This is a genomic window from Roseburia sp. AF22-2LB (assembly GCF_003461125.1).
In the GTDB taxonomy this organism is placed as follows: Bacteria; Bacillota; Clostridia; order Lachnospirales; family Lachnospiraceae; genus Roseburia_C; species Roseburia_C amylophila.
Window position 1 is genome coordinate 478,788 of sequence record NZ_QTWM01000001.1, and the last position, 24,097, is coordinate 502,884.

Sequence of the window (24,097 nt, forward strand, 5' to 3'; positions counted from 1 at the left end):
CAGTGCCCCGATTCTATCAAAGCAAGTGAAAAGACAGTTTATAATTAAGAAAAATAAACCACTAAGAACGGTTGGCATTTCACATCAAAGAAAATCAGATTCCATTGGAATGCCGCAAAACTTTTTTACCGGAATCCTTTCTGTCCCGCTTCGCAATCGCCTAACCATATGCATGAGAATAACTCATGATTTTTCTTGCAGTGTATCACAGGAAACGAAGAAAAACAAGCCGGGGCGAGGTTGAAAGAAGAGCCTTAATTTGCTATACTAAAGCGGATGAAAGCGAGGCAATTATGAAGAAAATAAAATATATGGCAGTTGTACTTGCCACTGGACTACTGTTGGCCGGCTGTGAGGAGGATGAGACACAGAATAATAAAGATGCATATCGGCAGATAGGCATCAACTGTATGCAGGAGGGTGACTATGAAGGCGCCATTGATGCATTTCAGAATGCACTGGACCAGTCGCTGGCAGTTGTGGGAGAAGAAGAAATAGATACCTGTTATTATAAAGCAGCAGCACAGTATGCCGCAGGAAAGAAAGAGGATGCCATTGAGACCTATCAGGCATTAATCAATTATGACAAGAAAAATGCCCAGGCATATTTCCTGTTAGGAGAACTGTACCGGAAAGAAAATGACATGGATAAAGCAAAAGAAAATTTTAATCTGGCAGCACAGTATGCCGGTACTGACTATGAAATGTATATTGCTTTGTACCAGGAGTGTTATGCCGCAGGAATGCAGACTGAAGGTCAGGAGTATCTGAAAAAAGGTATTGAAGCAGGTGGTAAATCAGCGGAGGACTATGCCCAGAGAGGCAGAATTTATCTATTACTGGGAGATTATGATAATGCGGAAACAGAGCTTACGACAGCTATTAATAAAAAGAGCACGGAAGCTTCTTTGTATATGGCACAGCTCTATGAAGTGAAAGGCGAAGATGAGAAGGCAGCCGGATTATATAAAGAATATATCGATGAAAATCAGGATAATCCGACAGCATTGATCTGTCTGGGAGGAATGGAATTAGAAAAAGGTAATTATGACAGTGCAATAAACTATCTTAAGATGGCACTGGATTTAGATGCAGGCTCACAGAAGCAGGAGGCGCAGCGTAATCTGATACTGGCATATGAACAGAGCGGAGATTTCGCATCTGCAAAAAGCGAGATGGAGGATTATACAAAGAATTATCCGAATGACGAAGAAGCTGCCCGGGAATACTTGTTTTTGATGACACGTTAAGCAAAAAGGGCAAAATGTATGGGACAGGAAAACGAGGGAAAAAGGCAGAGAGGAACAATACGAAAATGAGCGAAACCTATGAGATTATCGTGCTGGATTTAGATGGCACCTTAACTAATTCAAAGAAAGTCATTACACCAAAGACGAAAGACGCACTGATGCGGATTCAAAAAGAAGGGAAAAAAGTAGTGCTGGCATCCGGCCGTCCTACCGGGGGCATCGTAAAGCTGGCAGACGAACTGGATTTGAGGAGCTATGGCGGATTTGTACTGGCATTTAATGGTGGAAAGATTATTAATTATGAGACCGGAGAGATTGTATACAATAAGACAATACCGGTAGAACTGGTGCCGGCAGTGTATGAGCAGGCATGCAGACTGGGTGTGGGCGTGCTTACTTATAAAGGAAATACCATCATCCATGGAAACGGAGTGAATGAATACAGCAGTATCGAGGCAAAAATTAACGGAATGCCGATGGAAGAGGTAGATAATTTCGCAGAATATGTAGATTATCCGGTAAATAAATTCCTGATGACAGGAGAACCGGAAAAGATTGCAAAAGCACAGGATGTGATGCGGCAGACCTTTGGAGAACAATTAAACATTTTTCGCTCAGAACCGTTTTTCTTAGAAATTGTTCCACCATCCATTGATAAGGCATATTCTCTTGGAAAACTGTTAGAATATCTGGGAGAAAAGAAGGAGCAGATGATCTGCTGTGGAGATGGCTTTAATGACAAGTCTATGATTGCATTTGCCGGGCTTGGTGTGGCAATGGCAAACGCACAGCCGGAGGTAAAAGAGGTCGCAGATTATATTACCACTTCCAATGATGAAGACGGAGTGGCGCTTGTAATAGACAGATTCATGTAAGGAAGGCGTATGGCATGCAGAAAATAACAGAACTATTGTCAAAGGGAAAATCACCATATCATGTAACAGAATGGACAGGAAAGCAGTTACAGGAGGCAGGGTATGAAGAATTAAAGCTACAGGAATCCTGGCAGCTTCATGCAGGCGGTAAATACTATGTAAGACCGTATTCCGGTATGGTAGCAGCATTCGCTGTTCCGGAACAGCTGGACAGAAAGACGGCACTCCGCCTGATGCTGGCTCATACAGATTTTCCATGTTTTAAAATAAAACCGAATCCTGAAGTGAAGACGAAGGATTACAGGCAGTTAAATGTGGAGCCATATGGCGGTATGCTCAAAAATACATGGTTTGACCGTCCACTTGGAATTTATGGGAAAGTGGTATTAGAATCGGAACATCCATTTGCACCGGAAGTAAAGCTTTTCGGAAGTGAGGAACCATCAGCAGTGATTCCGTCATTAGCACCACACCTGAACCGTGAGGCAGGCGGAAAACAGGAATATGATATGCAAAGAGAACTGCTTCCACTGCTTGGAATAGAGCGGGACGGAGACGTTACAGAGAATTTTTTCACGGATTACTTAAAAGAACAGCTTGGGGCAGAGGCAAATGAGGTTTTAAGCTATGATTTATTCCTTACCAATATGGATGAACCGGAATTAATAGGAAGTGATAAGAAGCTTCTTTCTTCTCCGAGAATCGATAATCTGGCATCGGTAGCAGCAATTGTGGAGACAATGTGTGAAAAAACGACCGGAGATTCACTGGTTGTGGCAGGACTATTTGATAATGAGGAAATCGGCAGCCGCTCCAAGCAGGGAGCAGACAGCAGTCTTCTTAAGGATATCATAATGAAGATTGGTGCAGCCTTTGGAATGGCAGAAACAGAGGTAAATGATATGCTCCGGGGAGGCTTTCTCTTGTCTATAGACGGAGCTCATGCTGTACACCCGAATTACACAAATAAATCAGATATTACGAATGATGTGATATTGGGAAAAGGAATTACCGTAAAGACTTCTGCCAGCCAGCGGTATCTTTCTGACAGTGAGGCAACAGCGGTGGTGATGCAGCTTTGTAAAAAGACAGATATTCCATATCAGGTGCAGGTAAACCGTTCCGGCATGCCGGGTGGACAGACCCTTGGACCGATTGTGGTTTCCTATCTGCCGATGCAGGGAGCGGATATTGGAATTCCGATGCTTGCCATGCATTCTGCAAGAGAACTGGCAGATATGAGAGATTATCAGGCATTGGTAATGTTTTTGAAAATATTTTCTGCATAAAGAAATTGCAAAAAAAGTTGAATTTTTTAGAAAAATATCACAAAATGTCGTTGACAATCGGTAAGATTCAGTACAAAATTAGTAGTATAACGTAATGCACAGAAAGTGCATTGATTGGAGGAAATATATGGCATTGGGAAAGAATAAAAAAATTATAAATCTGGTTCAGTCAATTAGTGAGATGAAAGAAGAGAATTATGCTGCAGGTTCACCGGAACTGCAGAATATGTATGAACGCATGAGCGCTGGCAGACGTCAGCTTGCACAGGTATATGGGGAAGATATGCAGGCAGTTATGACAATGAGTGCCTTAGGCCTGAAAGTTGGACATGATACCGTAAAGATGACAACGACAGCAGAGGATGTCAATACAGCAACAAAGGCAATCCATGATGCAGCAGCAGAAACATCCAGTATTGCAGAGGAAGTAAGAAATGCCCATGAGGGTCTGACCAATACAATTGTTGATGTATCAGAGAAAACTACTGATATTTATAAGAAGATAGAGAATGGCCAGGAAGAACTGACAGCTATCCGGGATTTATCCAAAGATGCAATCTCAGAATCCACAGAAATGAAGAAGAATATGGATGCATTGATGGATGTTATCAATCATATGAATGAAGTCATTGAAGGTATCAATGCAATTTCCGAACAGACCAACCTGCTGGCATTGAACGCATCAATCGAGGCAGCAAGAGCAGGAGAAGCAGGAAAGGGATTTGCCGTTGTAGCGGAAGAAATCCGTCAGCTGGCAGAGGGAACCAAACAGTTAACCGGAAATATGGGTGAATTCGTAGAAGGAATCCGCGATGCTTCTGAGAAGAGTTCTAAGAGTGTAGATGTTGCAATTACATCTCTTGACAATATTGATCAGAAGATTAATGCTGTATGGAATATTAATGACGAGAACAAGAAAAATGTTGGAACCATCAGCGAATCGATTGGTTCCCTTGCTGGTATCAGTGAAGAAATCAGCAGCTCCATGAATGTGCTGGAAACCCAGGTGTCCTGTATTGAAGACCAGTGCGGTAATCTCAGCAATGATGCAGAATTGCTGACCGTTATAAATGGAAATTTAAAAGGTTCGGTAGAACCATTAACCCAGGTTGAAACGGGTATGGATAATGTGGCGAAGGTTATAGGAGAAATGAGCCGTGATGCATTTTACCGTATGGATAATGCAGTTTTTGATGCTTATGTACAAAAAGCAATGGAAGCACATAGGGCATGGCTTGAGACTTTACATACCATGGTAACTGGGAAGAATGTCCTTACGTTACAATTTGATGATACAAAATGCGGCTTTGGTCATTTTTACTATTCCATGCATCCGGAAAATCCGGCAATTGCACCGGCCTGGAATGCACTGGCAGAGAAACACAGAAGATTCCATGGATATGGAAAAGAAGTGCAGCAGGCACTGTTTGATGAGAACGCTGAAAAAGCAGAAGAAATTTATCTGGAAGCAGAGAAATGCTCAAATGAATTACAGAATGATTTTGCTGCAATTTTAAATATTTCTGCAGGATTATCCCAGAACGGACAGAGTGTGTTTGCATAAACAGAAAGTAAGAAAAGGATATTTTATGCCTGAATTTTTTGAAAACAATGAAATGGAAGAAAGAGTCATCCTGGTTGGCGTAAGCAGCCAGGATGGCGATGATACAGAAGACTCCCTGGATGAATTGGAGGAGCTGGTGAAGACTGCCGGAGCAGTAACGGTGGGCAGGGTAATCCAGAACCGTCAGACAATACATCCGGGGCTTTATATTGGTAGCGGAAAAGTAGAAGAGCTGCTGGATGAAATTGCATGGACCAATGCAACAGGAATTGTCTGCGATGACGAACTAAGCCCGGCACAGCTTCGGAATCTTTCGGATGCCCTGAACGTAAAAGTGATGGACAGAACCTTAATTATCCTTGATATTTTTGCTGCCAGAGCATCTACCAGTGAAGGAAAGATACAGGTGGAGCTGGCACAGCTTCGTTACCGCATGAGTCGCCTTTCCGGCATAGGAAAGAGTATGTCAAGGCTGGGAGGAGGAATTGGAACGAGAGGTCCGGGAGAGAAAAAGTTAGAGGTAGACCGTCGTCTGATTGCATCAAGAATCAGCCAGCTCAAACGGGAGTTAGAGGAAGTGAAACGGCACCGGGAAGTGAATCGTGTGGCAAGACAGCGGAATCATGTTCCGGTGGCAGCAATTGTAGGGTATACCAATGCCGGTAAATCAACCCTTTTAAATGCTCTGACCGGAGCTGGAATTCTTGCAGAGGATAAACTTTTTGCAACCTTAGACCCGACTACCAGAATGTTAGAACTTCCGGGAAGCCAGAAGCTTTTGCTTACGGATACGGTAGGGTTTATCCGGAAACTGCCGCATCATCTGATTGATGCCTTCCGTAGTACTTTAGAGGAAGCTAAGTATGCAGATTTTATCATTCATGTGGTGGATGCATCCAATCCACAGGCTGCCAAGCAGATGCATATTGTATATGAGACATTGCACCAGTTAGAGGTTACAGATAAAAAGATACTGACATTGTTTAATAAGCAGGATGCTATTACAGACCGGGAACCATTGCGGGATGGCAGGGCAGATATTACTTTACGGGTATCTGCAGCAAGAGGTGATGGACTAGAAGAACTGAAAGACTGCCTCGCCCGGATACTGCGGGAGAACAAACGATATCTTGAGACAGTGCTGCCATATGACAAGGGTGGATTGCTGCAGCAGATAAGAGAAACAGGAGAATTAATAGCAGAAGAATATCTGCCGGAGGGAATCCGTATAGAAGCATATGTACCTCCGGAGCTATTTGAGAAAATACATGCATGAGCAGATTGCCCCAGAACTGCTTGTATGCTAAAATAGGAGCAACAGGAGGTATTCCACATGACAATCTTAATAAAAGGTGGCCGCATTTTAGATCCGGCTACGAAAACAGATGATGTAATGGACCTTTTCATAGAAGATGGAGTCATTACCAAAAGAGGAAAAAATATCAAGAAAAAGGCAGAGAAGACTATCGATGCCAAAGGACTGTATGTAATGCCGGGACTCGTTGATATGCATGTGCATTTGCGGGATCCAGGATTTACTCATAAGGGTGATGTTGAAACAGAAACCCGTTCCGCAGCAAGAGGCGGATATACCACGGTACTTGCAATGCCAAATACCAAGCCGGTGGTAGATAATGCTGATGTGGTACGTTATGTACATCATAAGGCAGAAAGTGTCGGACTGGTGCATGTATTACAGGTTGGTGCTGTAACAAAAGGACAGCAGGGAGAGGAATTAGCTGACATCAAAGAGATGGTGGAGGCAGGAAGCCCTGCAATCAGTGAAGATGGCAAATCAGTCATGAATTCACTTCTTGCAAGAGATGCCATGCTGGTAGCAAGAGACTGTAACATTCCGGTACTGTCACATTGCGAAGATAAGAATCTGGTTGGCTCCGGCGTGGTCAACGAGGATGAGAATGCAAAACGGTGGGGACTGGCTGGAATTACCAATTCTGTAGAAGATATCATGATTGCAAGAAATATCCTGTTATCCAAAGATACCGGTGCACACCTGCATCTTTGCCACTGCTCCACAAAGAACAGTGTAATCATGGTAAAATATGCCAAGTTAGAGCATATTCCGGTATCCGCAGAGGTATGTCCGCATCATTTTACACTGACATCAGATGATATGGTAGAGGGAGATACTAATTATAAGATGAATCCGCCACTCCGCCGGAAAGATGATGTGGAGGCATTGAAAAAGGGACTTTCCGACGGAACCATGGAAGTCATTTCTACAGACCATGCACCGCATACAGCAGATGAAAAAAATAGCAGCATGGTAAAGGCACCATTCGGAATCGTTGGAATGGAAACTGCAGCAGCACTGACTTATACAGAACTCGTGCTGGGTGGATACTTAACACCGATGCAGATGGTAGAGAAGATGAGCTATAACCCGGCACAGATTCTTCATTTGAAGAAAGGAACTTTGGAAGAGGGAAGAATGGCAGATGTCATGCTTTTTGATCCGGAATGCACTTATGCTATTGATAAGAACAAGTTCTGGTCGAAAGCAAAGAATACACCATTCCACGGCAGAAAAGTAACCGGTAAAGTAATGATGACTATCTGTGACGGCAAAATTGTATATGATGCAGCAGAAGAATAAGAAAAAGAAAGGCTTAAAGATATGATTAACAAATTAATTAAAAAAATTGAGAAAACCCATGCACCAATCGTTGTCGGCTTAGATCCGATGTTAGATTATGTTCCGGAACATATTAAGGCAGCAGCATTTAAGGAGTGTGGTGAGACTTTAGAGGGTGCAGCAGAAGCAATCTGGCAGTTTAACAAAGCAATTGTAGATGCCACTTATGATCTGATTCCTGCTGTAAAACCACAGATTGCCATGTATGAGCAGTTTGGAACAGAGGGTGTGAAAGCATATCAGAAGACAGTAGATTACTGCCACTCCAAAGACCTTGTGGTAATCGGAGATGTAAAACGTGGCGATATCGGTTCTACATCCGCAGCTTATGCAGTGGGACATCTTGGTAAAGTCCAGGTGGGAAGTAAGAAACTTTCTGCTTTTGATGAAGACTTTGCAACCGTTAATCCATATCTTGGTTCAGACGGAATCAAGCCTTTCCTGGAAGTATGTAAAGAAGAGAAAAAAGGTATCTTCATTTTAGTTAAGACCAGCAATCCATCCAGTGGAGAATTCCAGGACAGATTAATTGATGGCAGACCACTGTATGAATATGTCGGTGAAAAGGTAGCACAGTGGGGCGAAGAAGTCATGGGAGATAACTACAGCTATGTGGGAGCAGTAGTAGGAGCAACCTATCCGGAGATAGGAAAAGTCCTTCGTAAAGTAATGCCAAAGAGCTTTATCCTGGTTCCGGGATACGGTGCCCAGGGTGGAAAAGGAGCGGACTTAGTACATTACTTCGACGAAAACGGACTGGGTGCAATTGTCAATTCATCCCGTGGAATCATTGCAGCATATAAGCAGGAGGCTTATGCATCTTTTGGAGCAGAACATTTTGCAGATGCATCCAGAGCAGCAGTAGAGGCAATGATAAAAGATATCGATGGAGCTTTACAGGCAAGATAGGAGAAGAAGATGGCAGAGAAGTTTAAAGAACAGGCGATTATTATCCGCCAGGAAGAAATTGCGGATGACATTTACAGTATGTGGCTGCGTACGGAAGAGATTGCAGCGCATGCAAAAGCAGGTCAGTTTGTATCTGTATATTGTAATGAAGGAAGCAGGCTGCTTCCAAGACCAATCAGTATCTGTGAAATTGATAAAAAGGATAATGCCATCCGTCTGGTATACCGTAAAGTTGGAAAGGGAACAGAAGAGTTTTCCGGTATGCATACCGGCGGAATTCTTAATATAACAGGACCGCTGGGAAATGGATTTCCGAAGAAAGAAAAGAAAGCGTTCTTAATTGGTGGTGGAATTGGTATTCCGCCAATGTTAGAGCTGGCAAAAGAATTGGACTGTGAAAAGCAGATGGTACTTGGTTTCCGGGATGAGCTTTTCCTGATGGATGAATTTCGTGAAGAAGGAGAAGTCTATGTGGCAACTGAGGACGGAAGTGCCGGGACAGAAGGAAATGTATTGGATGCCATCCGTGAAAATGGGCTGACAGCAGATATTATCTATGCCTGCGGGCCAAAGCCGATGCTGGCAGCTATTAAGGAATATGCAAAAGAGAAACAGATTGAGTGCTGGATTTCCATGGAAGAACGTATGGCTTGTGGAATCGGAGCCTGTTTAGCCTGCGTGTGCCAGTCTAAGGACAAGGATGAACATTCCAATGTCAATAACAAACGTGTATGTAAAGAAGGACCGGTTTTCCGGGCTGAGGAGGTGGAACTTTAATGAATACAAGAGTAAATCTGGCAGGAGTATTATTGAAGAACCCGATTATGACAGCATCCGGAACCTTTGGCTCCGGTCAGGAATACAGTGAATTTGTAGATTTGAATAAACTGGGTGCAGTAGTGACGAAAGGTGTTGCCAATGTACCATGGCCGGGGAATCCGACCCCTCGTGTGGCAGAAGTGTACGGTGGAATGTTAAATGCTATCGGTTTACAGAATCCTGGTATTGATGTATTTGTACAGCGTGATATTCCATTTCTTACCCACTATGACACACGCATTATTGTAAATGTTTGTGGAAAAACAGCCTCCGATTATATAGAAGTTGTGGAAAGACTGGCCGAACAGCCGGTAGATATGCTGGAAATCAATATTTCCTGCCCAAATGTCAAAGAAGGCGGTATTGCCTTTGGACAGAATGCTGCTTCTGTAGAAGAAATTACAAAAGAAGTGAAAAAATATGCAAGACAGCCGGTTATTATGAAATTGAGCCCGAATGTAACGGATATTACAGAGATGGCAAAAGCGGCAGAAGCAGGCGGAGCAGATGTAATTTCCCTGATTAATACACTGACTGGAATGAAGATTGATGTAAACCGCAGAAAATTTGCTTTGGCAAACAGAACTGGTGGGATGTCCGGACCGGCAGTGCATCCAATTGCAGTGCGTATGGTATATCAGGCAGCCCAGGCAGTGAATATTCCGATTATCGGAATGGGAGGTGTACAGAGCACTGAAGATGCATTGGAACTGATACTGGCAGGAGCAACCGCAGTATCTGTGGGAACTGCAAACTTTACTAATCCTACCGCAACGATTGATATTATCAATGGTATACAGGATTATATGGAAAATAATGGAGTTGAAGATATCAATGAACTGATTGGTGCAGTCACTGATTAATGGGACTGTTTTTGATGCTGCCGGAAGAATATCACGGGATTCACAGGGGATTATCTTTTGCTACGAAATACCGCAGTTCTAAAATGCGTGTTTTTCTTTTTGTTATGAAAACAGTCTTTCCAATGTTTGTCAGAATATCGACACAGTTCGCCGAAACACAGATGCTTGATAAGGGCTGTTAGGGGCACTGGGAATTTCGTCTGGCAACAGGCAACGCTGGTACAGGGATGTACCAGCGAGGCATAATTGAACATGGATGTGAATTTGTGCCGGTTGCCAGACAAAAAGCAACGCATACCGAAATCCCCTGTGCCCCTTGCAGGCATTATGTGGCATCTGTACCCGGCGGACAGCGTCGATATTCAGCCAAAGCAACCGGAAAGACAGTTTATAATCAAGAAAAACACGCATTATAAGAACTGTTGGCATTTCATACCGGATAAAGATAAATCTCCTGTAATCCCGTGATATTATTGGGGCAATCATCTTTTTGTCCCCTTTCGCAACCGCCTAAAGGAATGTAATTGCCAGAAAGGATAGAAACAGTGGAAAAGATTTGGAATTTCTTTGAAAATCTTGATGAATTTGTATATGTCTCAGATGTTGATACATATGAGCTTGTGTATATGAACCGGAAAACACGGGAAAACTTTGGATTTCAGACCCAGGAGGAAATAAAAGGAAAGAAATGTTATGAGGTGATGCAGCATAATGCCGCCCCTTGTAGTATGTGCAATAATCAGGAACTGGTAGAAGGTGAGTTTAAAGAATGGAAGTATTATAATCCGGTTCTTGGCAAACATCTGTTGTTGAAGGATACTATGCTGGAACAGGATGGTCGACGTTACCGGGTAGAAATTGCACTGGATGTCAGCAACGAAGAAAAACAGGGAAGTCTGATTCAAAACTATGAAAATATGGAGGCTATTATAAATGAGGGCATAAGAATTTCGTTAAATGCCCCTACGTCAGAACAGTCGCTGGAAATTATTCTGGAATATCTTGGAAAGGCATTGAATGGAGAACGTACCTATATTTTTGAAAAAAACTTATTGGGAAATGACGATAACACCTATGAATGGGTAGCGAATGGTATCGGGCCTGAGAAAGATAATTTGCAGAATGTTCCGGCTGAAGTATGCGAGAACTGGTACCGCAATTTTAGGGAAGGCAAAAATATTATCATTGGTAATCTGGAAAATATACGTGAGAGTGATCCACTGCAGTATGAGAATCTGAAACAACAGAATATTTCAACGCTGGTAGTAGTTCCACTGTATGAAGGGCAGAAAATCATCGGTTTTTATGGAGTTGATAATCCTCCCGAAAAAATGTTGGATTATACTTCTAATATGCTTCAGATTATGGGATATTTTATTGTCTCCAGCATCAGAAGGCGTAATCTGATGCGGGAATTGGAACGGATGAGCTATAGTGACCAGCTTACGAAACTTGGAAACCGGTTCGCCATGGAACGGTATGTTACAGATGCATCAGGGACTTCAGGCTTTGGTGTGGTGTATTGCGATATTACAGGACTGAAAAAAGTAAATGATACTTTAGGTCATCAGGCAGGTGACCAGCTCATTCTGCGTGCCGGCGAATTACTCCGTGAGGAATTTTCAGACTATGGACTGTTCCGTATTGGAGGGGATGAGCTTCTGGCATTGTGTGCAGGTATCGGAGAAGAGGAACTGAAGCAGCGGATTGAACGTATGAAGGCTGGCATGAAGAAAAAAGATGTAGTAATGGCAGTCGGAACAGTATGGCAGGAAAGCTGGGAGCGTGGATTTGACCTCTTGCTGATGGAAGCTGAACGCAGAATGTATCAGGAAAAAGCAGCTTATTATAAAAATGCCGGTATAGACCGGCGCCATTAAGAAAAACGCATTGAGGTTTTCAGGGAAGTATGGTAGCATGAGAAATTAGGTAAAAGAAAAAAGTGTGTAGTAATTCGTAGGAAGGATACGCCAAATATCAAGAGTGGCAGTGAATTCGTCCATGTGTTTGTAGAGATACAGATGCATGGACTTTTTTTATTTTGGTTACCGGCACAGAGCAGTGAACAGCCGATAGAAGCTGGAAAACAGGAGCAAATGGAGCCGGAAGAGAATGAGTTTCTGGATTGCTCGTTTGGTGTGTCATCCGTGTGGGCTTGCTTTTTATTCGGATATTCGTATATAATGTATTGTATTGAGTATTATCCATGCGGATCCTCTCCGCATTGGAATTGGAAGCATCCGCAAAAAGGAAGTGAACGCTATGACCTGCGACGAGGCTTTATACCGCCAATATCTGAGCGGCGACGACGAAGGACTCAATGCCCTGATGAAAAAATACGGCGACCCCCTGACCCTGTATATCGACGGCTATCTGCACGACGTTCACGAGTCCGAAGAGCTGATGCTGGACGTTTTCGCCTATCTGTTCACGAAAAAGCCCCGCATCCGGGACGGCGGCCTCAAGGCGTATCTCTATAAGGCGGCGCGGCACATGGCGCTGCGCCACAAGAGCAAACGAAAGCCACTGTTTAGCCTTGATGCGCTGACCAACGAGCCGGACGGACGGCTGCTGACGGAGGAGATCATCCGGACGGAGGAGCGAAACCGCATTCTGCATTTCTGCATGAGCGAAATGAACCCGGACTATCGGGAAGTCCTGTATCTCACCTATTTTGAGGATATGAGCTACGCACAGGCGGCGGAGGTCACGGGAAAAACGGTAAAACAGATCACCAACATGGTGTATCGCGGAAAAAAGAGCCTACGAAGGCTCTTAGAACGGGAGGGAATCACAAATGCGGAGTCATGAGGAACGGGTCACGGAGACCAAGCGGCGCATTGCTAAAATTGAACAGGAGAAACGGCTGCGGCGCAATACGATCACCATGGCTTCCGCTGTGGCGGCGTGCCTTGTGCTGCTCATAGGCGCGTCCCTCGCCATGCCCGGCATTGCCGCAAGCATCCAGACAGGCGATTATTGCGGCTTTGAAACTGCGGCAAGCATCTTTCACAGCGGCGTAGCTTTGGGATATATTGTCATCGGGCTTCTGGCGTTTTTACTGGGCGTGTGCGTGACCGTTTTGTGCTTCCGGCTGCGGCAGATGAACCGTGAGGACGGGCAGGACAAAGAAAGCGAGGGAATTCATGGAGCTGATTGAGAACCTGCTGCAATTACTGACCACATTCGTCGGTGCGCTACTTTCGGGTATCTCTTGCCGAAAAAGTGGGCGGCAGGCGTACTTCCTGCTGCTGTGCTTCTACGGCTGCTTTGCCCTCGGTGCGCTCTACTGGACGCTGTATCTGCTGCTGTTCGATACCACGCCGCGGGTCTTTTATGTGTCGGAGTTCGGCTGGGTGGCCAGCGTAATTTTCCTACGCATTTTGCAGGCCACGCTGACCGGAACAAATGAGCGCAGTTTCCACTGCCGCAGGGCATGGCTTGCGCCTGTGTTCGGCGTGCCGCTGCTGGCGTTCTACTGCACTTTCGGGGACATTTTCTCCAACCTGATCTGGTGCGGCATGATGATATGGCTCTCCTTCTGCGCCATTCGAGGGCTTGCCTATGCGAAAACGCAGACGGGCACAGCGCGGAATATGCGGTGGTTTCACATCGGCGTGCTGTGCTTTGTGTACGCAGAATACCTGCTGTGGACGGCGGGCTGCTTCTGGCCGGATACCTCTCCGGCAAGTCCAACCTTCTGGTGCGATATGCTGCTGACGCTTGCGATTCTGGGGCTGCTGCCTGCCACGAGAGAGGCGGTGGAAGCATGACCTACATCGAAAACATCTTCATCTGCATGGTATCTCCCCTGCTGGTGGCCGCTCTGTGCATGGGCAGGCGGCAGCTCCGCTTCTTCCTGTTCTGCATTGCCGGAATGGGGGTGTGCCTGCTCTCGGCCTATATCAACACCTTCCTCGCGGCGGTGTGTCAGGCGGACGCCCTTGCCGCCACGGCGGAGATCGCGCCGGTGGTGGAGGAAATGATGAAGCTGCTGCCGCTGATGTTCTATCTGCTGGTGTTTGAGCCGGAGGGGGATAAAATCAAGGCTGCCGCCATCACGGTTGCCCTCACTTTCGCCACCTTTGAAAATGTGTGCTATCTCATCCAGAACGGCGCGGACCGCTTCTCCTTCATCTTCTTCCGGGGCTTCGGCACGGGCGCGATGCACGTCCTCTGCGGCTTGATCGTGGGCGGCGGGCTTGCCTACATGTGGCGGCGGACGTGGCTGAAGGTTGCAGGCACCTGTGGGTTGCTGGGCGCAGCCATCACCCTCCATGCCATCTACAATCTGCTCATCGCCTACGGCGGCGCGGCGCAGTACATCGCCTACGCCCTGCCGGTGCTGCTGGTGGCGGCAGGAAGGCTATCCGTTTTCCGATTATCACGGAAGTAATAACCGAATATCCACTCTTTGAGAGCTGCTTTTTGGCAGCTCTCAAATTTTTGTGAAAAATTATGCGTTTTGGGTGAGAGTTTTTTCGTTTTTTTGTACCTATATAAGTGAAAGGGTTTTTATCACAGTTTCAGACAAACCGGAAGGGGGGTTCAAACGAAATGTACGATACCGCAAGACGGGTCGCACTCGTCAAGCAGCGGGTGCGGGAAAACAACCGCCGAAGGCAGCAACGCGGCATATATGGACTGAGCGCCGCGTGTATGCTGCTGTTCGCGGTGCTGATGCAGGCGGCAGACGCATTTGCAGTGCAGGGACAGACCGCCGCATGGGGCAGCTTCGGCGCGATGCTTCTGCGGGAGGACGCAGGCGGCTATGTGCTGGTGGGCGTCGTCTCCTTTGCTGCGGCGGCAGCGATCACTGCGCTGTGCTTTCGGCTCAGAAACAGAGAAAACTGTAGAAAAGGCGGAGAGGATAAGCCCGCCCGACACGAAAAGGAGGAGAAAAGCCAATGAAAAAACGAATACTCAGTATCTTGCTTCTATGCTGCATGGTGCTGACCATGCTGCCGACAACTGCGTTTGCATCGGTGAGCGATTCGCTGGGCAACACACCTGAGGAAAATCAGGCGATTTTGGAGCAGCTCGCCGACCTGACTGGCGGTAGCAGCGACCAGGTGCTTTCCATGCTGAACGCTTTGGGGCTGCTGGATGAAGACGGCAATTTCAAGGTGGATCAAACCATCACGCTGGACGGCCAGGTGTTGACACTGGCGGCCGTCATGGAACTGCTGGAAAATCCCGCCACGGATCTCACCCGTATAGCCGACGTGGATGGGACTCCGGTGGCGCTGGGCGATTTGAAGACCATGATCCAAATCGAACAGGAGCTGCAGCGGATCAAGGACACCTATTTCTCCGGCAGGGAGTTTACTGGGGAAGCACTGGAGAATCTCAACAGCCTGATGGAGCAGCTGGAGCTGCAGGGTATCAGTTTGCAGTATTCCGCCTCTGCCACAAAGCCTGAGGGCGTTGAGACGGTGGATATGAGCGGCATGATGAGCCAAACACTGGAGAGACAAGCAAACAACGAATGGAAATCCGGGACTTTTACTGTATACCGCGGAAAACCGGCCGGCTTTTCCTACCGCATTCAAGGAGGCCAGCTCAGCAAGTATATCACCGATGTGGAGGTCTCGATAGGCGAGACGAGTAAGGTCGTCGAGCAAAGCGACGGGTCCTACAAGCTGACCTATGACGTAGGCGAAACTTACAGTTTAGGTGGTTGTAAAATCACTGTCAAGGTTCAAACCAATGGAGGGAACCCAGACTGGCTCAAGGATTCTTATTCCTATGGCGACCTGCTGGGGATGATCGAATTTTACGATGCGGAAAATCTGGTGTTCTATGACGGCGCCGCTTATGCCGACCACTGTCAGCTCAAGCTAAAAAAGACGGTTGACGCCCCCGCAATAAAAACATCAATGACCGCGCCGGACTATGAGAAAACATACAAAAGTGAAGGCACAATACAGGGGGATATGTATATTCCTTTGCTGGCGGATGAATACAATGCCGGCGAGGGTGCCAAAAATCCGGATTTCGTTGCACTAAGCGATACCATCGGAATTCTGGAGGGCGCCCGCAACTCGGTGCTTCCCGGCGGCTCATCCAAATTTTATCAGCCATACCAAATCGACGCCAGCATCAAGTTTGACTGGAACCCCGGCAAAGAGACCTATACCGGCCCTGCGCCGTATGGCTATGATAGTGCCACACAACCCCATGCCCCGTTCTATCTGATGGAGTACAAGTTCGATGAAGCAGATCTGACGCCCACCAGCGGCGACAGAAAGAAACCGGGGAACTGTACGATTCAAAAGGGCAGTACGGTCAAAATCTCCCTGCAGTCTACCACGCAAAACAGAGGGGATCAGAAGTACTGGCTGCCCTTCCGACTGTATATGAAGAGTGTAATTGACGACCAACCATATGCCTCCGCCACCGTCAATACCAGCAGCGTCACCGCCAGGCTGTTGGACACGGACGCCCCCATCATTCAAAGCGTCACGGCCCCGGCGGGAACCTATGCCAGCGGACAGCATGTGCCCATCACAGTTACCTTTAACGAGTTCGTGGATCTTAGAAACGCCAGCGTGACCATCAATGGCAAAGAGTATACCGCCGCTGCTCTTTCCATGAACAACTACGGTGTCACGGCAATGCTCTGGTACCCGGTGCAGGATGCGGATGCCACCACGGTCACCGTCAATGGTATGACCGGTGTGGAAGATGTTTTCGGCCATATGCTGGATACCACACTCTATCAAGGCGATTCGATTATCGACGTTACGCTGAAGAGCGTCTTGATGCGCAACGCTTCCACCGAACTGACGGCCACCTACGCCAACGGCAAGGCATCGTTCACGATGCAGGCCAACATGGCGCAGGACTACGAGACCGCATACAGCAATTATCACACCCCGGAAGGAACAGAGCCGAAGGAAGCCCCTTTCCGCCTCGAGCTGAGGTACGACTCCGCGGTTGAACCAATCCATCTGCAGGTCTATCTGGACACAGAGAAGGAAGCCTTCACCATTAGCGACTACGCAATCGCACCCGCGGCTAACACCCGCACCTATACGGTGACGCTGCAGGCCAACGAGGGCACGAAAGACGCTCCTGACTGGGTGAATGTTCTTCCCCTGACCCGGCAGTTCACGGTGCCAAAGAAAGTTTCCGCGCACACGGTGACCATCGTCCCGGAAGCGAATGACGCCGACTATACGATTTCCCTCGGCGAAACCACCCGCCCCACGCTTAGGGCCGAGGTTTTTGGGGAAGGCGGTGAGCAGGCAAGCTACACCACCGGCAAATGGAGCAGCAGTGACACGCTCATTGCCACCATCAACGAGGATACCGGCGTTGTTGCCACCACAGGAACCAAGGTGGGAGCCGTCACCTTTACCTTTACGGCGGACAACGGGACTGAGGACGCTACCGATGATGTGACGGGCGAGTCAGAGCCCTATACCGTGACGGCAGGCGATTCCTTAGCACTGGTGATTCCCGGCGGATCGTCCATCGTGACGCGGGTAAATCAGCCCGCCACCGTGCTGTGGAGCTCCAACGCCGCGCTGATGGCACCGGACAAAGAGTTCAATTACAGGATTGACCTGTATGAGGGCAACTACGCGAATGAGGCGGCGCTGAGCGGCCTCAATCCCGTTGCGACTTATACCGCCGGCAAGGATAAAAACAGCGTGCGGATCGAGGAGAATGTGCTCTCCAGGCTCTCCAACGGCGATACCCCTGCCTACACGGTATTGGTCTCCATGCCGCACCCCAACGCCGAGGGTGAGAACGTCCGCCTGTCGGCACTTGCCTGGATCATCGTGCAGGCACCACCTGCCACAGCCAAGCTGACACCGCCCCAGAGCATTTACCTCACGGATACCGACAGCGCCGTCAATATCGACTGGTCGGTGGAAAACGCCACTGACGGGGCCTCTCAACAGCCCACGCTGACCATTACCCGGGTCACAGAGGACAACACCACCCAAGAGGTGGCCAGAGAGAGCCTATCCGGTACCTCCGGAAGCTTCTCCCTGTCATTGCAGAGTGTGAAGGACGGCAATCTAAAGGACACCTATCAAGTGGTTTTGAGCGTGGAGAACCCTGGTGAGGAATCTCCCAGCACAGACTCCTTCCCCCTGTATGTCTACGATGCCGACGCACTGAAGGTGCAGGACGACAAAGGAGACACGATTTCTAAGCTGACCATGGACAATACCTCCAAGGTCAGCGGCAGCCTGCCCACTGATACAGCTGAAATTTTGCAGCTGCGCCAGGAGTTGGGGCTGATCGAGTACATAGGCATCAACTATGACGAGTACGGATGGAACTCCTTTAAAGACGGCATCCGGTGGCTCTCCAGCAACAACAATGCCATTTCCGTCAACTACAAGCAGGGCGGACTGTATGAGGACATCAGAAACTTCTCCTTTGATTCCTACCTTCCCGAAACCAAAATGGCGCTGTCCGGCTTGGCCAACGGTACCGCAACCGTCACGGCTACCCATGCCGCCACGGGCATGCGTGCCGATGTACAGGTGACAGCGAAAACGCTGCAAAATAAGTTCTATCTCTTCCAGCTGACGCCTGCAGCGGAAACTACGCTGCAATACACCGATGGCAAAGGTGTGTCCAAAACGGTCACGACCAACAGTGAAGGCGTGCTGGCGCTTTACGAACCCAACGGAATCGCCAGTGAGGTGTCTCTGCAGTCCGGCTCCGGCGCGGATATTTATCTGGGCACCATCTATAAAGAAAATCTGCGTTCCGGCGAGCAGGATGCCACAAAACTGCAGCTTTATCCCTTGAATACCTTCAGCCTTCGGCGAGTCGCCCGGGCATCTGTGATGCTCATCACGCCGGGCGGCGATCCGCTGGCGAACAAGACGGTGACCGTTCGCGGTGGCGTTTATAAAAACGGAGGCTACTGCGAGACAGCTCTGCTGGGCTCCGGGGCAGGAGCACTTGTCAGCGGCATCACCGGCGACACCTATACCACGGATGCGGAGGGAAATATAACCGTCTATCTGGATTCCACCCAGTTCTGGTCGGCCGAAAAGGGCGAGTGCAACACCACGGTGCTTTCCGCTCTGGATCAGCTGGAGTACATTCTGGAGATCAGCGCAATTGACGGCGACAAGTACTATCCGCTGCTGCTGACCGTCAACGGCAAGCTGGGCGTGGATGATGTAATGCGCACCGCAGAGGGCGTTGTCTCTCTGGAGTGCGTGCCGGAAGGGGAGGAAAACAAACCCTTCATTGTGGCGCAAAGCGTTGATTACGGTCTTGCCAACGGTCAGAAGGTGGATGTCCGCAACTCGACTGGGAAGATTGGCCCTAACAGCAGCTTTAAAACAGCAACCCTGCACACCACCATGTTCCTCTGGGGCGAGAAGATTGCCAACGCGAAGAATTACAGTCTCAAGCTGGCGGACGAATACGGCGTTCTTCCTGCCGCCCAGAGCAGCAGTACCACGCAGTATCCCTTCTCATCCATCCCTGTAGCGGAAAACGATCTGACCCTCACCGAGGCCACCATGACCACCTCTGGATGGATCGCCGACGGCAAGGATGTAGGTATGAAAACGCAGCTGAGCCTGAACGGCAGCCTGCTGCAAGAGAAAATAATGCCCTTCCGGGTCGTTGATCTGACCCGAGTGCCCAAGGTGACAGAGGATGAGCGCGTCACCGGTATTCTGCTGACGATGAAGGACTCCAGTGGAGTGAATGACGTTGACTTTGGCGGAGTGGGCGATAGTAACATTCTCAAGGTGCTGACCGGACGGCTGGATGATCTGAGCGGTCCGGTGGACACATCCGTGTTCAAAATGATTATCACCCCTAGCGAAGATCCCTCCGTGTTCCGTGCCATGATTTGGGCCGGGTACAATACGCTGGAGATGGAGGACATGGACTATTCCGAGGACGGCGTGGCCTTGGGTGCGAATGTGCTGACACAGAACCTGGAAGTGGGCGTGCCCGGGACCGGGGATCTGAGTCAGATGGCCAAAGGCACCTATAATCCCGAGGGGGAGTACAAAGCCAACTCCATGGCCGGCAAGGTCACCAACACGGATCTCAACTTGCAGTTGGAGGGCTTTTACGAAGCGGAAATCCGCTATAACGCCGAAAAAAAGGAGTGGGAGGTTTTCACCGTAGGCGGCGGCTTTACCGCCGGCGTTGGCGTGGGCTTCACCTTCAGCGTGAACGCCATGGCTGGCCCCGTACCGTTGACAGCAACCTTTGAGCTGGGTGGTGCCATTCAGCTGGATTTCCGTACCGCAGTGCGCTACGGCCGGCAGGGCGAGGGTACAGAGCTTGCCTGGAGCGATCCAACGGCCACGGCAGTGAATGACTTTTTGACCACGCTGCGTATCAACGCCTATGTCCACGCGTTTGGCGGCATTGGATTTGACTATTCGGTCGTGGCGCTGAAGATCGGCCTATTCGGCAATTTGGATGTGGATAGTCAGAATAAGTTCCTTTCCCGCACCTATCTTGCCGACGAGACAAAGCGCCAGATCAACGGTCAGGCCCTGGGGATCCAAAGCGAAGTGGGAATCAAATTTGTGGCCAACTTCCTGTTTATCTCCTACGAGGCGGTGATCGCCTCCGGAACCCTTGGAGCTACCAGGACTTTTAATGACTGGAAAACAATCGACAACTACTGGAATAACGCCACCAGTGGGCTGAGCCTTGCCTCGCTGCGGATGGCGGCGGCCCAGAGCGGAATGCAGGTGGCTTCTGGCAGTGCAACGCTCCAAAGCCGGGACTATCTGGAGCAATATGCCCGTACTTGGGGCCAGCCCCAGCAGCGGATGATGCTGTTCTCTCTGAACTCCACCAGTGGGCTGGAAAACATCCAGACCAATGCCAACCCCACATCCTATCCACAGCTCAGCGATGACGGGAAGGTATTGGCCTACATCAACGACGGCAACAGCAGCAGTATTTACGACAGCCGGGCGCATTTCTCCACCCTCAATGGCGGCGTCTATACTCTCTCCAGTGAAATTGACGCTTCCACAGAGTTCCCCGGCTACGGTGACACGAGCGTTTCTTTGTCTGGCACTGGCAGCTTCGCGGCGGCGGCTTGGGTTCGCATGGGCACCGACCTGCCGGGTAAAAATGCCGGTGATTCCGTGACATTGGAAGAGCAAAACCTGCTGATGAACAGCACGGAAATCGTAGTGTCCGTCTATGACGGCACAACCTGGACTTCCACCCGCCTAACCAACGACGGCATGCCGGATCTGGCCCCAGCCACGGCAGTGGGCGGCGACGGCAAGGCCATCGTGTTCTGGCGCAGCGTCTACACCCCCGATCCCGGTACGCAGGACAGCAACAACCTGCTGAACTTCACGACCAGAGATTGTATCATGTACCGTTGCTATGACAGCAGTAACGGCACCTGGAGCGAGTCCAAAATGCTTTATAACGGTGCTACTGGCAGCGTGAAGGCGTTGCAGGCGGCCATGCTGCCCGACGGAACCGCTATGGCGGTTTACTCGCTGGACCGCAGCGGAACCGGAGATACCTCCGCCTACGAGATCGCCTATTGTACCGTGGCTGCTGACGGAACTCCCGGTACAGCCATGCTGGCGACCTGTGACAGCAATCTTGACGAAAACCCCCAGGTCGTTGCAGCCAACTTCGGCAGCGGGGATGACCGATTTGTCATCGGTTGGCATAGTGTCCGAGACGGCAGCAGCGATATCCAGCTGTTGGCTGTGGACGGCAGCGGCACCATGTCCAACAGTTTCCCCGGCTCTCTGTCTGCCCTGACCAGCAGCGGCAACGCCGTCGTGGGCGGAGACTTCCGCTTCGCTTCCCTCAGTGGGGATCATCGCAGCCTCAATGATCTTACCATCGTCTGGAATGAGACTGTCAATGATGCCAACGGCGCGGTAGATCACGGCATTTTGAAGGCGGCCAAGCTGCGCTATGCCACAAATACCTACACTCTGTCTGCACCATTGGAACTGGCAGAGCTGCCGGATCGCACGCTGGCTGACCATTTTGATGCCTATGTCAGCGGCACCAATCAGGTGCAGGCTGCCATTCAGGCAACCCGGTATGACGATAAAAACCCAGAGGTAATCGGCGGCGTGACCGTTCCGGGGGAGGAAACGATCCTCTATACTGCTACCTCTAATTTTATCACCGATGCGGTGGCTGTGGAACAGATCGGTGTGGATTATGCAACGCTGGCATTGAACAGCCTGACACCCATTCGCTTTACCATCCGCAACACCGGGCTGAACGATGTGACAAGCCTAACGGTCGGCCTTGACAGCGGGGAAACCGTCACCCTTACGGAAACACTGCTGCCCAATGAAAGCACCACCCTTACCGTCTGGCACCATGTGAAGGATCGCGTGACCGACCCGAGCTATACCATCACCGCCGCCGGCGGCATCAACGAAAACGGCACAGTGTATCTGGATTATCCAGACATTGGCATCTCGCAAATGGAAGTGATTGCGGAGAGTGCCGGCAAACGCACGGTGCGCATGACCCTATATAATTCCTCTGCCGCCACGCTGGCCGGCGGAAAGAACCGCGAGGTGAAGCTTGCGTTCTATGCGGACGATCTGCATACCCAATCTGCAGCGGTAGACTGCGCCACAAACGGCGTATCGGTTCGCGATAATGAAATTACCATTTCCGAAGACAGCGCCCTCGCCCGCATCGATCAGGGAACCTTTACACTGGACCTGACCTATGATCTGGGCGGGTATATGACATCCATTGGCAAAACCGAGATCCCCAATGTGGGTACCTATCTGTACGCCGAGGCGTGGGTGGAAGGTCAGATCGGTGGAACAGGAAGCAATCAGCGCCTGCCGGAGTATGACGGCAGTGACAGCGAGGCCAGCGTCCATATGACCGGCGCACTGGCCCGCACCGGAGAGCGGATGACTATGGATGTGACACAGGGGAACGACGGCAACGGTCACAGCACCGCCGCCATTACCCTGCGCAACAACTCCCTGCAGTCTCAGACTAGCGCAACGCTGGTGGCCACGCTGCTGGATGCTGCCGGGACCGTTCTGGAAACGAAAAAGACCAGTATTGGCGGTGCCATCTCCGGGGAAACCTTCCGGACGGAAACCGTCACCTTCTCCCAGCTTGGCACCCGCGTAGTGGTGCGAGTCGCAGTGCCCGGTAATGACCTTCTGACCTTTGAAGGTCTGGCAGTGGGGATCGGCGATTTTACCGCCAACGGAACGAACTATACCTATACGCTGCAAAATGATAGCGGAGCAACATCTACGCTAGTCACAGCGGTGTCTGGAAACGGCGAGCCCGTGAGCATCAACGGACAGGCTCTGTCCACCGGCGGCAGCGCAACCGTTGCCATCCCCGACAGCGGCACAACCGACATTGTCGTGGAAATCGGTGCTAAAACCTACACGCTGACGATTCTGCGCAATAGTGGCACAGGCGGCGGTGAGCATACTCACAGCTACGGCAGCGAGTGGAAGTACGACGCCGACAACCACTGGCATGAGTGCTCCTGCGGTGACAAGGACGATGTTGCAGTACATAGCTTCAAGTGGGTGGTAGATAAGGAAGCGACCGCAACCCTAAAGGGCTCCAGGCATGAGGAGTGCAAGGTTTGCGGCTACAAGAAGGCGGCAGTTGAGATTCCGGCTGCCGGCTCCACAACAAAACCGACCGATCCTACGCAAACCAACCCGGACACCGGCGCAGAAAGCCCGAAAACCGGTGACAACAGCAATATGATCCTCTGGATCGCACTGCTGTTTATCAGCGGCGGCGCAGTAATCGGTATCAACGTTTACAGCAAAAAGAAGAAAGAAAACGCTGAATAAATCAGCTGCGAACCTTTGAGCAAAGGGCGGTGACGGACATTGCCGTCATCGCCCTTTCGCTTGG

At 49.5% G+C, this 24,097-nt stretch carries 16 protein-coding genes; all 16 read left to right on the top strand.

Translation table 11 applies throughout. From position 1 onward, the window contains the following. Nucleotides 1-293: 293 nt before the first annotated feature. Nucleotides 294-1,250 (top strand): tetratricopeptide repeat protein, encoded by a 957-nt coding sequence (locus DWX96_RS02080; RefSeq protein WP_158561793.1) that lies wholly within the window; start codon nt 294-296, stop codon nt 1,248-1,250. Between the two features lie 65 nt (nt 1,251-1,315). Beyond that, entirely contained in the window at nt 1,316-2,125 is an 810-nt protein-coding gene (locus tag DWX96_RS02085; RefSeq protein ID WP_118056448.1) for a Cof-type HAD-IIB family hydrolase, read from the top strand. Between the two features lie 14 nt (nt 2,126-2,139). Continuing rightward, nucleotides 2,140-3,414 (top strand): M18 family aminopeptidase, encoded by a 1,275-nt coding sequence (locus DWX96_RS02090; protein WP_118056447.1) that lies wholly within the window; start codon nt 2,140-2,142, stop codon nt 3,412-3,414. A 127-nt stretch (nt 3,415-3,541) separates the two neighbouring features. Further along, complete coding sequence (locus tag DWX96_RS02095) at nt 3,542-4,978, top strand: methyl-accepting chemotaxis protein (protein WP_158561792.1); 1,437 nt, start codon at nt 3,542-3,544, stop codon at nt 4,976-4,978. A gap of 25 nt (nt 4,979-5,003) precedes the next feature. Beyond that, nucleotides 5,004-6,254, top strand: coding sequence for a GTPase HflX (gene hflX, locus DWX96_RS02100; RefSeq protein ID WP_118056709.1), 1,251 nt, complete (start codon nt 5,004-5,006; stop codon nt 6,252-6,254). A gap of 57 nt (nt 6,255-6,311) precedes the next feature. Then, on the top strand, nt 6,312-7,595 hold the full coding sequence (locus DWX96_RS02105) for a dihydroorotase (protein ID WP_118056445.1): 1,284 nt from the start codon (nt 6,312-6,314) through the stop codon (nt 7,593-7,595). A gap of 21 nt (nt 7,596-7,616) precedes the next feature. Next, the gene (gene pyrF / locus DWX96_RS02110; RefSeq protein WP_118056444.1) at nt 7,617-8,543 is read left to right on the top strand and encodes an orotidine-5'-phosphate decarboxylase; all 927 of its coding nucleotides are present in this window, start codon (nt 7,617-7,619) and stop codon (nt 8,541-8,543) included. Between the two features lie 9 nt (nt 8,544-8,552). After that, entirely contained in the window at nt 8,553-9,320 is a 768-nt protein-coding gene (locus tag DWX96_RS02115; protein ID WP_022244410.1) for a dihydroorotate dehydrogenase electron transfer subunit, read from the top strand. After that, nucleotides 9,320-10,225, top strand: a complete 906-nt coding sequence (locus DWX96_RS02120; RefSeq protein WP_022244409.1) for a dihydroorotate dehydrogenase — start codon at nt 9,320-9,322, stop codon at nt 10,223-10,225. The genes DWX96_RS02115 and DWX96_RS02120 overlap by 1 nt, the downstream gene beginning before the upstream one ends. 545 nt (nt 10,226-10,770) lie before the next feature. Beyond that, a complete protein-coding gene (locus DWX96_RS02130) occupies nt 10,771-12,105 on the top strand; it encodes a sensor domain-containing diguanylate cyclase (RefSeq protein WP_242988690.1) in 1,335 nt (444 codons plus the stop codon). 382 nt (nt 12,106-12,487) lie between these two features. Continuing rightward, nucleotides 12,488-13,036, top strand: coding sequence for an RNA polymerase sigma factor (locus DWX96_RS02135; RefSeq protein ID WP_118056442.1), 549 nt, complete (start codon nt 12,488-12,490; stop codon nt 13,034-13,036). Then, nucleotides 13,023-13,385 carry a DUF4179 domain-containing protein gene (locus DWX96_RS02140; protein ID WP_022244406.1) on the top strand — a complete coding sequence of 121 codons (363 nt, stop codon included), beginning with the start codon at nt 13,023-13,025 and terminating at the stop codon, nt 13,383-13,385. Before DWX96_RS02135 ends, DWX96_RS02140 begins: the two co-directional genes overlap by 14 nt. Then, on the top strand, nt 13,372-13,998 hold the full coding sequence (locus DWX96_RS14480) for a hypothetical protein (RefSeq protein WP_022244405.1): 627 nt from the start codon (nt 13,372-13,374) through the stop codon (nt 13,996-13,998). The genes DWX96_RS02140 and DWX96_RS14480 overlap by 14 nt, the downstream gene beginning before the upstream one ends. Next, nucleotides 13,995-14,621: a PrsW family glutamic-type intramembrane protease gene (locus DWX96_RS02145; RefSeq protein WP_227710226.1), complete on the top strand. Its 627-nt coding sequence runs from the start codon at nt 13,995-13,997 to the stop codon at nt 14,619-14,621. The genes DWX96_RS14480 and DWX96_RS02145 overlap by 4 nt, the downstream gene beginning before the upstream one ends. A 161-nt stretch (nt 14,622-14,782) precedes the next feature. Then, nucleotides 14,783-15,136 carry a hypothetical protein gene (locus DWX96_RS02150; protein ID WP_022242566.1) on the top strand — a complete coding sequence of 118 codons (354 nt, stop codon included), beginning with the start codon at nt 14,783-14,785 and terminating at the stop codon, nt 15,134-15,136. After that, the gene (locus tag DWX96_RS02155; protein ID WP_118056441.1) at nt 15,133-24,033 is read left to right on the top strand and encodes a cell wall anchor protein; all 8,901 of its coding nucleotides are present in this window, start codon (nt 15,133-15,135) and stop codon (nt 24,031-24,033) included. Before DWX96_RS02150 ends, DWX96_RS02155 begins: the two co-directional genes overlap by 4 nt. Nucleotides 24,034-24,097 lie beyond the last annotated feature (64 nt).